General features: G+C 36.0%; 7 protein-coding genes. All 7 read right to left on the minus strand.

Annotated elements, in window-relative coordinates; translation table 11 throughout:
* Positions 1-391 precede the first annotated feature (391 nt).
* The 7 genes from OS173_RS09105 to OS173_RS09135 all read right to left on the minus strand — a co-directional run bounded on the left by OS173_RS09105 (position 392) and on the right by OS173_RS09135 (position 12,261).
* A complete protein-coding gene (locus tag OS173_RS09105) occupies positions 392-658 on the minus strand; it encodes a transposase (RefSeq protein WP_188366037.1) in 267 nt (88 codons plus the stop codon).
* Positions 659-709: 51 nt separating this feature from the next.
* A complete protein-coding gene (locus tag OS173_RS09110) occupies positions 710-988 on the minus strand; it encodes a GIY-YIG nuclease family protein (protein ID WP_267183971.1) in 279 nt (92 codons plus the stop codon).
* A complete protein-coding gene (locus OS173_RS09115; protein WP_267183972.1) occupies positions 985-5,961 on the minus strand; it encodes a DEAD/DEAH box helicase in 4,977 nt (1,658 codons plus the stop codon). Before OS173_RS09115 ends, OS173_RS09110 begins: the two co-directional genes overlap by 4 nt.
* Before the next feature lie 134 nt (positions 5,962-6,095).
* On the minus strand, positions 6,096-6,719 hold the full coding sequence (locus tag OS173_RS09120; protein WP_267183973.1) for a hypothetical protein: 624 nt from the start codon (positions 6,717-6,719) through the stop codon (positions 6,096-6,098).
* Positions 6,706-8,727: a site-specific integrase gene (locus tag OS173_RS09125; RefSeq protein WP_267183974.1), complete on the minus strand. Its 2,022-nt coding sequence runs from the start codon at positions 8,725-8,727 to the stop codon at positions 6,706-6,708. The genes OS173_RS09120 and OS173_RS09125 overlap by 14 nt, the downstream gene beginning before the upstream one ends.
* 8 nt (positions 8,728-8,735) lie before the next feature.
* Entirely contained in the window at positions 8,736-11,003 is a 2,268-nt protein-coding gene (locus OS173_RS09130; RefSeq protein WP_267183975.1) for a hypothetical protein, read from the minus strand.
* A 58-nt stretch (positions 11,004-11,061) separates the two neighbouring features.
* Entirely contained in the window at positions 11,062-12,261 is a 1,200-nt protein-coding gene (locus tag OS173_RS09135) for a tyrosine-type recombinase/integrase (protein ID WP_267183976.1), read from the minus strand.
* Positions 12,262-12,294: the final 33 nt, after the last annotated feature.

The following is a 12,294-nucleotide window of genomic DNA, read 5'->3' on the forward strand; positions in this document are numbered from 1 at the left end:
TTATGGGCTTGAATAAGCTCAATCCATTGTTCTTTGCTTCGGTAAGTTTTGCTCATGTAATTCACTGTGTTAAAAACACACAGTGTGCATCAGACATCAGAAAAATAGTAGAATGGGGTTCGCTTGGCGCTTACGTTTATCTAATGCACTAGTCGGTGACTATTATATGTTTCATAAAACGTTCGTTTTCTGATACATGACCACTCAGCAAAATGTGATGACCATGAGCTTGAATTGCACAGTCTCATATACACGTCTCAATAATTAAAGGAAATAATCTGGGACATATATGAACGCCCCATTTATTTCAATGGTTTTTAGTTAATTTTAGCTTTCTGGGCAATGAATTTATTTTCTAAATGCTCAGCAGCCATCCTCTTTTGGCGAGAGCCTACCACTTTTTTGAGTTAACCTCCTTGAGCATCTCAATATCTAAGGCTTGATTGGCGATGATAGTTTTAAGCCGGCGGTTTTCATCGCTAAGTTGTTTCATTTTGCGGACATCTGAAACAGCCATACCTGAATACTTTTGTTTCCATTTGTAAAATGTGGACTGGGCTATGTTCTCACGCCGAATAATCTCGGCTGCATTGCCTTGCGTTTCTGCTTCTTTCAAAATCCTAACAATTTGTTCTTCTGTATATCTTTTTCGTTTCATTGGTTTGCTCCAAAGTTAAAGTTATTATACTCTCTTTAGCTTTGGTAGCGTTTATGGGGGGCTAGTCATACCATCTATGATTACGTTTTTAATTAATTCGTTTAACCGGATGTTTGTGCTTTGTGTTGGACCCGGCTTTTTATATCCATACAGTCTTTGTTTTAATTCCATCACTGTTTGGCCAATATATTTAATCTGTCTATCAATCACATAAGCATACAAAAGATTCTTTTCATTGGCGTATTCACAAAAATCACAATGCAAGTCCCCATCAAGAAGTTCCCAGTTTGATAGTTTCAAAAAACCCAGATTAGTTAATTTACCAATCATATATCGAGTTTTGGTAGTGAATTAACAATCTTATTGGTTTCCAAGCTGACTGTTATGATTCTCTGGAGTAGTTCAAGTGGGTATTTGGGGTTGTCCATTGTTTCTATGGCCCAATCATTGGCATCGTTGGTTATTCCTGATTTTTTATCCGTTTTAACACCTTGCCTTTCCATTACCCATTCGATGGCTGATTTGCCGTTAACCACATAGTCATAAGCTTCTAATGGGATATTTTTAAGGGTGATGTGAGGGTTGTAAACAATGGTGCTTTTATCCGGCACAGATTTGCCCTCAGAGTTTCTAGTTCGCGCAAATTTCATTTTTTTGACGTAATAATCTTTTGCGGTAAGGTCAGTAATCTTTTTGCCTTTCTTGAGTTCTATATCACATTTATAAATAGGCGCTTCCTCAAAATCTAAATGCCATTTAGCTAGGTCTCGTCCTGCTTGGCTAAAGGCCCAAAAGTCTTTGGCTTTTTTAACCCGTGGGATTCGTGGAAGCTCTTTGGATAGGTTCATCTCAAAGCGGCTACGATAATCGGATGAATGTAATAAGCCATATACGTAATAGAAAATGTCCTCTTTACTGATATTTTCGTCTGGGTAGGCTTTGAGGAAGTGTCTATGACCATCATCTGTTATGGCATTTTTTCTTTGGTAGCTTATTTCACTTTCATCAATCTTATCAGATTTCCCAATCAGAATTTCCTCATCGGAAATGTTTTTTGTCTTCTCATAGTGATAAAGTGGAAAGCCTTGTCCGTTAAATATAAGCTGGAGATCAGGTATAACATTTACTATTAATGCTGAAAATGCTTTTGATGCACCCTTTCCAGTTACACAAATAACTAAATTATTGCTTTTTGCAGATGGAAAAAACTTAGGCATTTGATATAGCTCCATTACTAAGGAGCCATGAAAGTAAAGCCACTGTTTTGTAAATGGACGATAGCAAGAGTGTGCAAGATGGCAGCTATCAAATTTTTTAACATCTTCTCTAGCAACATCATATCTAAAGTCTCGAGACCAGGCTATTTTAGAGCTATCAGGATTGTCAAAATAATCAGCTATATACCTTTCTTTCTCTTTTAATGAAGACGGCTGGTTTTTAATCTCCTCACTTTTTAAATATCGGTTTAGTTCACCATTGTAGTGATTAAATGTTTTGCAAATAGATTTTTTTAATGAGTTTTTGGATGAATTGTAGGCCCATGCGTCTCGACTTGTTGCAAGCCCTCTAGAGTAATTTTTAAAAAGTATTAGTTCATTATTTTTCTTTTCACCAATTACAATGAATTTACTAAAACTGTCATCTCTTTGATTAACCCAATCACCGTATTTATCAGGCGTTATTGGTTGCCATTTATTAGCTTTTGTAATTCCACCAATACTTGCAAATTCTTGGACAATTGCAAGTTTTTCAGCCTGACTTAAGTAGTCCCCAATGTCATGCCAAAATATCTGGCTATGTTGTTTGGCATTTGGATTTTTAACCATAATTGTTATAGCAACAGGGGTTCTGGTTCCTTGACCAAAAACATTGTCCTTTTCTTTCTGCCTTTGTACGCCTGACGTTCTCGCATTGCCTCTTAAATGAAACACATATATTGAACTGAACTCCTCAGCTAGACATTTTCTTATTCCATCACCAGTATTGGCTTCTAAAAATCCCGCATTTGTTACAAAACCGATTATTCCTGCACCTGTTTTATTCAGTTGATTTGATGCCCAACGTATCGCACGAATATAAGAATCATATAGGGCATTTTTATTTGTTGCGGAAGACTTAAGTGCATAACTATTACTAATGCTCTCATCTAGCTGTTTGTAACTTACATTTGCATTATTATCATTTCCAGAAGTTTGACCCGCAGAATATGGAGGGTTCCCTATAATAACCCGTATATCTAATTTCTTTTGCCGCTTTCTACGGTCGCTGTTATCAGTGAGTAGGTCACTGATCATGTCATCCTGCTCATACATCTGAAAGGTGTCAGTTAAACAGATACCTTCAAATGGCTTGTAATCACCACCCATAATGCCGTGATAAACAGCTTCGATGTTAATGGCGGCTATGTAATAGGCAAGCAATACAATTTCATTGGCGTGGATTTCATTTTTATATTTATGCTCAAGTTGATCTTTGGTAATTAAACCGCTTTGTAATAGCCTGGTAATGAACGTGCCGGTTCCGGTAAATGGGTCAATGATATGAACATCCTTATCACCAAGAGATAAATCAAACTCCTGTTTAAGCAGATCGTTAATACTTTGAATGATGAAATCTACAACCTCAACTGGAGTGTAAACAATCCCCAATCGCTCAGTCATATGCGGGAATGCGTTTCTGAAGAACTTGTCATAAAGCTCAACCACAATCTTTTGTTTGCCGGCAGCGTTGTCGATACCTTCGGCTCGCATTTGGACGCTGTAGTAGAACTTATTAAGCGTATCGGCTTCTTTATCAAGATGATGCTCGTTAAGTCGATCAAGCACATTTTGCATGGCTTTTGAAACTGGATTATTACTGGCAAAGCTGTAGTCTTCAAATAAAGCGTCGAATACCGGTTTGGTGATTAAATGCTGCGCCAACATTTCTATAATTTCATCATCGGTGATACTGTCGTTTAAATCATCTCGCAGTTCATCGGCAAAATTATTAAAGGCTTTTGCATCTTGAGGGTTTCGTTCAGCGTCCTTGACGATTGTTTCTATGCGGGTGATGTGAGTCTTTGCGATTTTAGCAATGTCGTTAGCCCAGTCTTCCCAGTGCATCCGGTTCCCACACTTTTTAACCACTTTCGCATAGAGCGCGCGTTCAATTTCCCCAACGCTAAACTCCAATTTTTGTTGATCGTCTTTGGTGAAGTGTTTTCTATCTTCCTCACTGCCTATATTGTATTGGCCTTTGGACTTAGGTTTGGAAGGTGATTTGCTAGGCTTTGTGACTTTATCGGTAATGGCCACGACTTCCATTTTAGATGGTCGCTGTTCCATTAAGTCCATTTTATTAATCATGGCGTCAAATTGGTCGTCATGTGACCGTAGAGCCTGTAAAACGTCCCAGACGACCTTGTACACCTTATTGTCGTTTAAAGCCTCTGACGGGCTCATACCGGCCGGTATGACCACAGGCAAGATGACATATCCCATATTTTTGCCGGGTGCATTGCGCATGACACGTCCAACTGATTGCACAACATCGACTTGAGAATTACGCGGTGTTAAAAATAAAACAGCATCCAAAGCAGGCACATCAACCCCTTCAGACAAACAGCGAACATTGCTTAAAATACGACAGGTGTTTTCAGGTGGTTCGGCTTTAAGCCAGTTTAATTTACTTTCTTTTATGCTGGCATTCATGCTGCCATCGACATGTTCTGTTTCACAAGCAAGATCAATGTCGTTATCATCTTGTTCCTGGTAGGCATCAATGACTTCTTGGAACATGCCGGCGATTTGTTTTGAGCTGACTTTATGTGTTTTAGCGTTCTGGTTCGGTTCAATAACCTGGCAAAAAGCAACCGCTCTTTTCATTGGATCTTCATTATGAGCGAAATCATCACCGGCACTTTGTTTACTTAAGGCTTTCCAGCAACCAATAATTTTGGCAGCATCATCTACTTTTAGGCTGTTGTTTTCATCTGAAAGTAAGCCTTGTATTCGACGGCTAACATGGGCTTCATCAATGGTTAAAACGACTACTTTATAATCGGTTAAAAGATTAAGTCTAACTGCCTCAGAGAAATTAATAACATGAAAGTTACGACCGTATAAGACCTCATCATCCATCGAGCACAATTCAGTGTTTTCAGTTTCAGCTGTCGCTTTGGCGATATCTGCATAAATCCGAGGCGTAGCAGTCATGTACAACCGCTTATCACTACGAATAAAATCATTGTTATGAACCTTTACGAACTTACTTTCACTCTCAGATTCAAATGTTGCACCTGTTGTTCGGTGAGCTTCATCGCAAATAATTAAAGAAAAATCGTCAAGCCCATATTCTTTTTGCGCTTTACTGATAACATCAATTGAGTGATAAGTAGAAAAGATAACCGTCATGGTATCTTTGGTCGCCGCGTTAGATTTGGTTTGTCTTACGGCTTCACCCAGCTTGCTGGCTTCTGTGGTCGATGGGTATTCAAGCTCATGAATGAGCATGTTTCGATCATCGCCTTTTTGTTTCTTACCGACATCACTGTCGGAACAAACTGCAAAGCTGGTGATGGGCGTTTCACTGAATTGAGTCCATTCAGTCAGCGTTTGAGATAGCAAATTAAGGCTTGGCACCAAAAACAATACATTTTTACCCGGGCCTGCTAAATGCTCAGCAAGTTTCAAGCTGGTATAGGTTTTACCAGTACCACAAGCCATAATCATCTTACCGCGATCAGCTTCTTTAAACCCTCGTACAACATCATTAAACGCACGCTCTTGGTGCTTTCTAAGACTTCGCTCACTTCGTTCGGTAAGAAGCACCGGGGCTTGGCCTGGTATATATTTTGACCAATCAATTTGGCTTTCCTCAAGCGCTTTGAGATCAATCTTAGAAACCGGTGGACGTTGATCTTCCAGCGCATCTAACGCATTATCTGACCAATTATTTGTGGTAGTAACAATAAGACGATTTGAAAATGGCTTCTTGCCGGAGGCGGTAAAAAAGCTGTCTATATGCTTTTTATAAATCGTGGCACCTTCATCATACAATTTACATTGAATGGCATGATACTCATCAGTCCCTTTGGTTTTAGCGACCAAATCAATACCGGTGTCCTTACCTGAAATTCCTTGTTCCGTGGCCCAATCAGAATATGTCCAAACATCACTATAAAGCGCTTTATACCGGGCTTCGTATTTAAAGAAGGTGATTATGAGTTTTTCAAAATACGTTCCTTTTTCTCGCTCTGTTTTGCTTGATGAACGGTAGGTATTGAGAATTTGTTGGAGTGGTGTTTGGTTTTCTTTGTCCATGGGTTTTATATTCCAATTTAAATAAATATAGCTATATATAAAAGTAATTTTCGCTTTTCTAACTGTCCCCAAAAGCGAAAAATCATAATTGATTATAAGCTAACATAATAGTTTTTTGATGATGTCTAACAATTTTATTTTACAGATTTCAGATTTGCAGAATTTTTATTTGATTGTCGGATAGCTTCAATAAGGTTATCAGATAGCATCTGATTATTGATTTCTAATTCGGCATTAGTTTCTTGAAGTTGATTGATTTTAAACTCGAGCCTCTTTATTCTCTCTTGAGTAATAACTTGAGATTCAGTTAAACCAGAATTCATTAATTCCTTCAGTTGTTCGACATAAAGCTCCTGGTCACGCTGCTTTAAATCATTGCGTAGTTTTTTTATCTCCTTAACCAACTCTTCCTTACGCATTTGTTCAGGTTTTTTGGCTGTGTAAGTTCTCTTTTTAACATTTACTTCTATTTCAGAGGCCAAACGTTTTAATCGTCGTTGATGGCCATTCACCCAATTATTAAGTTCTTTATGTTTAGCTATATATGAACCACTTAACTTAATATTTTTACAGATAACTGACTTGGCAATTTTGTACTCAGAAGGTTTTAGTGGATATTCGCTTTTTGAGATAAGATTTTCTATTTCTTCAATTCGATGAGAAATAGCTTTATACACCCGTTGTTCATTGTCGTTATTTACCCATTCAGGAGTGCTGCTTATTTCTATTTTTTTATTTGGAAGATCAAACATGTTCATTGTTTAGCTCCTCATCAATAATACTAACTGGAATTTTGTTATCCATTTGTTTAATAGCCGACTCACATAGCATTAATATTTTTTGTGATTGGTCAGCTAGAAACATTAATCCTTTAGACTTTCTAGATTCAATAACTTCTTGCTCTCTCATTCCAATCCTCAGAATAGAGTCTTTATGGTTGGCCATTCTTAAATTGCCTACACAAGCACCACAGTGTTTAAACCTTGCTGCATTATAATTGGGTGAATTTGTTTTTTTATCATAACATTTGGCTTGAGTTTTTTGTTCTTTACGAATCATACAATAGCCATATTCATGAGGTTCTAAAACATCAAATTCATTTGCCAGTTCTTCAATATTCTCATCAGTTAATACGTCTAGCTCTTTGACTCTTTGAAGTAAGTAAGTACCAATTGGCCCATAAAATTCCTCTTTCCCAGATGCAGCTCGACCAATTAACTCTCTGATATAATCTCTTTCAAGTTGAGGTAACTCTTGTTTAACTTTTCCATTCACATATGCCATGGTATTTTTTGAGCCATACGAGTGCCTAAAGTATTGCCTGATTGCTTCAGGAACGTTGCCGTCAAACCTTCGTAATGCAATTTCTACCCAGGTGTGCCTAAATCGATGTGAGGTCGCATTTGGGAATGAATTCAAATCTATGTTTTCTACTCGTTTGACTAATATTGCATTCATCCAACATGTTAGCCCAGTTTTATTTTTATCACCCCACCAAGAATTGCCAGATATATGGGTTGTCCTATATGGAACGTTTATTTTAAATAACCGATCTAACGAAGAATCATTATTTTGGTGATTCCCAGTTACATGCAGACTTTTGGCAAGCTCAACTGCATCCCATGCAACATTTGAAATCATTCGAACAGTGTCAATACTGTGATTTGTTTTTTTAATTGATGAAGTGAAAAATAAATCTCCATTCAGTTCTTTTTTAAAAGATGAACGTTTTAATGAGTCTAATTCACTTTTACGAATGCCTGATAATATTTGTATATTAGCTGTACAAGCATATAAAATATTTTGAATTAGTTTGTTAAGTTTAACTATGGTTAGGAAATTTTTAAAGACCTCTGATCTACCTCCCAGCTCTAAATATTTATCATAAATACATTTTGCAATTGTAAAAGTCTTCCACTGTTTTTTTGCAAGAGAGTCTGACTGATAAATCTTTAAATTCGAAGCATTCTTTCTATTATTTTCGATGAAAAAACCAGTTTTGTCATACCCGCATTTTCTCAAATAAAGTCCATTAAATATTTGAAAAAAGTCCTTCATTTTTATTGAGGAGTCTTGGACTTGAGCGTTTTTCATTCCATAGAGATGAGCTTTTGCAATTTTCGTTGACTCTTTGTCATTAATAATCTTCAACGACTCATCAAGAATGACCAATGCATATTCAATTGGAAATCCACCCAAGGTTCCTCCTGCTTGCCATTCAGGCCAAGACAAAACTTTTGTTACTGTTGGCTTTACTGAATCTAAAAAACCATCCCATGTTATCTGAACAGTCGGTCCATCCGGATAGTTGTTGTTTGCTCGGCTTGATTCTGTTAAAAATTTCATAACTGCGACTCTAATTGTACACATAGCATACAAATCGCCATCGATTTTTTTTATTAATTGGTTAAAAAAATCGTTGACGTTTTTTGCATTGATATCTTTAAGTGAATCAAAGCCCATTGCTTTGAGGATACGAGTACATATAGAAATTTGGGTAGCCAGAGTTTTTAATGATCCAACTTTGGAATAAATTTTGTTTTCGTTAGTTTTAAGTTGAGCTAATATAATCAACTTCATAGTTATTTCATATTCTATGGACATGCCTTCGAACAATTTTTTTAAACTAAATGTTGTGGAATTGTCAGGATTAGTTGGGTCAACGACTAACCATTGATCATCTATAAGAAATGAAGTAAATTCCTTTTCCTCAGGGTAATTTTGAATGCGTGTTGCGACTACTTTATTTGATTTTGAATTTTTCATTGTATTTTTTACACTAATATATCGCTGAATGGGAAAGTCACGCCTTTATATTTCTTATTGGACTCTCTGATTTCTGTAGGGCTAAATGCTTCATCTAAAACCAATGCTAAAAACATTCTTTTAGATATCATCTCATGAAGTAAATTATCATTGCTGTATTCAAGTAGTTCAATTTGTTGGTCAATAGCATCTATTTTCCCTTTAATCATTGCTATAGTTAAAGGATGACGAAGTATTATAGTTTTACCATCTTCGTTATAAATTAAACCAGTATCATCAAGGGTGCTACCTTGAAGGAAAGCTTGTTCCATAATAGAGTTAACTTCATCATTCATTTGAGAAATTTCATTTTCAAGTACTGTTGTGATTCCAAGTCTCTCCCTCAATTGACTGGTAGTTAAAATCTCAGATGAATCTTTAAGCACTGATGTTAGTTTAACTATTTCATCACCAACTCTAGCTGAAAAATTTACTAACTTTGCAAGGTGGCTTGGTAACCTGTCTGCATATACATTTAACTTGGTTTCAACAGAATGGTTATGTTTGGCAGCATCTATCTCTATTTTTTCATCGTATTCATCAGATGATACTTCCGCTTTGCTGTTCCCTGATAATGGAATCGCTTCAGAAGAATAATTAAATACATTTGAATTATTTACAGCCTGACGTGCAACGGTATTTACAGCAATTGAATTGTTGAAATCACTGTTTTCCCTTCCAAGAATATAAGACTTTGCTATTAAATCTAAAAATAGTTTCGAATTTGGCTCTTCTTTAAGTGTGTATTCGTTGGATACACTGCCAGACATTGAACATAGCTTAATGCCACAATTTAACATCGAAGTTTTGTTGAAATTAAAGAACGTAGAACGAATTGATGGTGCAGAACCATCATGATAGTCAATTCTTAGTGTGGGAAATAAATGCCTCCCACCATCTTTATTTGTTTTGCTGAAAACATTCATATCATATGCCTTTTCAAGGCATGTAACATAGCCAGATATGGCTTTGAATATATTACTGTTTTTTTTGTAAATACCTCCTGCCATTTCAGAATATGAAGTTCCTGCAGAGTTACCGCTGCGGGCTTTATAGCTGTACACGTCAATAATTGTAGATATTGAATTATCGGTAACTTTTAAGTCGTCTAAAAGCAAGTTGGCAAGATTTGTAGGTTGATGACGGTCTGTGGCTAATAGCCAAGCCATACAGATTTCTTCACTGGTGGTTACTCCAAAAAAATCCTTGATTGATGGAATTGACGCAAGTGACCCAGACCACTCAGAAGTAACAGAATAACTTTTCGAATCATTCAAATAACCTACCCTATTAAGTCTTTCGTATGCCCAATGCAACGAAACTAAACGGCCAGTTCTTTTACTTATAAATTGCTCATTGATTTCATGAAGCCAGTCTGTTTCATTAGCGTTAGAAGTAAAGCTATCAAAACTGTAACTTTGCTTGATGATTTGTGAAGGTTCGAATTTTTTTTTATCCGGAAATACATTCAGGTAGGCTGAAGTGAAATATTCATTTAAAATTGGGTTATTGATACCTTTTATGATATTAAAAATTAACGTAGGTATGTGTTGGCCAGATTCAGTAAGTTCATGTTTCTTACTACCACTTGAGAACAAACGCTTTCCTTTGTTTGGGTGTTTTAATATCTCACATACTTCATCAGGATATTTTTCATAAATTTGACACCTTACTTTGCTCCATTCACACAAATAGTAAATACAAAAAGATCTGATGCTTTTAATTAGCGCGTCTCCATCACAATCTAAACCAAATTTAGTAATTAAATCAGGAAAAGGTGTATATATGGGGGTATTTAAAATTGGGGCGAACGAGTCCGCTTCCCTTAAAATTTTTACTTCTTCATTAGAATATTCAACCAAAGATAAAAGATGTGAGTATGATTGAATTCCTCTTCCTGATCCTATGTTTTCGCGACGACAAACTGTCCTTGCAGATGTGTAATATAAGTATATCGATTTTTCAGAAAGATCTTGAGATTTTAAATATGAAACAACTGCTCCAAAAATTTGAGGAGGAGTAAACTCCCAATCATTATCATCTAAAACAGTAAGTATTATATTGAATGCTTTGATGTAGCGAGATTGATCTGTGCAAGCTTCAGAAAAGAATTGTGAATTAAAATATTTAACATGTGCAGTTATAAAAGGGTCATTGAGCCTTGCTTCTGGAATTTGAGTGATATTATTTCCCCAACTCCATAAAATTTTGTCATCGGGTTTAGGTAATGTAATCACGTCTTTAGTATTATAATTTTTTGAGTGCTCAGTGATCGAAATCTTATTTTTTTTGTTGTCACACATTTACTAATTCTCGATCTATTGGTCTATTTAATGTGTTTTCTATTTCCTCAGACAGTTGGTCCTGAACAATTATATTTTCAGTCAATACTGCTGCGAAATGACAATAAATTAATGTTGTTCTGGCGTACTCATGTCCCAATCGTTCTTGCACATAGACTTTTGCTAGCTTTTTATTTCCGCTAATAACCTCCATAGCTAAATTAGTAGCAAAACTGTGTCTCAATGCATGGAATGTCCAGCCTGTATTAGCTATCCACCTTTCCACGTTTCCTTTGGAGTGGTGGTTTATATCTTTTTCTAAATCAAGCTTTCTAATTAAGTTTTTTTTAGCACGATTGAATATTGTGGATGAATAACAGGAACCTAATTCTTTCCCATCTACGTCACAAATTAAATGAGTTTTCAGATGTTTTTTATTCGCCTTTATAAACCTTTGAATTTTACGTTTTAAAGCTGGGGGGATTACTACTGTTCTTTGTTTGCCTCCATTCCCACCTTTACCTAAAATACCCAGTTCCAATTCGTTAAGCTTTTTTTCCTCTGAATCATTTATAGATTTCTTAATAGCTGCAATTGAAAGGTTTTCGAATGAAGTAACCTCAGAAGCTCTGAGACCAACTTCATACCCCAAACGGAGAATAATTTCATTTCTTGCTCTTACATATGGATTTTTAGACGCTTCAAATGATAATAATAAATTGAACTGTTTTGCAGGTATGTATTTTTCAGATAGCCGGTATGGATCTAATGATCTTTCTCTGCCTTGGCTTTTGGCTTGAGCTAATTCAGCTGCATCACTTATACGATAAGTAAACCGATTAGGTTTCTTTAAGTATCCCATATCAAATGCTAAGGAAAAAAAGTTAGATAATGTCTGTTTATGTTGGTTTAAACTATTTCCTGATATTCCTCTTTCTTCATATAGAACCTTTTGAAGATAAGCAGACATCGTTGAATCATTAAGATCATCTAAGCTATCAATTTCTGGATCAAATTCAACTTCTTCAATTAAGGATAAAATAATTGAAGCATATTTCTCCACAGATTTAATCTTCAAACCTTTCATGGACTTGTTTATTAAATAAGCTGTTGCTGGTAAATGTAATGCGGCAGTTGAACGATTAGCAATAACAGCTGTTTTTACTTTTCTGCCATCACGGTTAATTTGTACTGTTTTTTGTAAGTACTTCAATCCCATCACTAAATCATAAAATAAGGTATTGAG

This window comes from Marinicella gelatinilytica, from assembly GCF_026410405.1.
Taxonomy (GTDB): domain Bacteria; phylum Pseudomonadota; class Gammaproteobacteria; order Xanthomonadales; family Marinicellaceae; genus Marinicella; species Marinicella gelatinilytica.

Bases quoted from the DNA above. Each gene is read 5' to 3' on its own strand.
- OS173_RS09105 (WP_188366037.1), bottom strand. From the start codon at position 658: ATGAAACGAAAAAGATATACAGAAGAACAAATTGTTAGGATTTTGAAA.
- OS173_RS09110 (WP_267183971.1), bottom strand. From the start codon at position 988: ATGATTGGTAAATTAACTAATCTGGGTTTTTTGAAACTATCAAACTGG.
- OS173_RS09115 (WP_267183972.1), bottom strand. From the start codon at position 5,961: ATGGACAAAGAAAACCAAACACCACTCCAACAAATTCTCAATACCTAC.
- OS173_RS09125 (WP_267183974.1), bottom strand. From the start codon at position 8,727: ATGAAAAATTCAAAATCAAATAAAGTAGTCGCAACACGCATTCAAAAT.
- OS173_RS09120 (WP_267183973.1), bottom strand. From the start codon at position 6,719: ATGAACATGTTTGATCTTCCAAATAAAAAAATAGAAATAAGCAGCACT.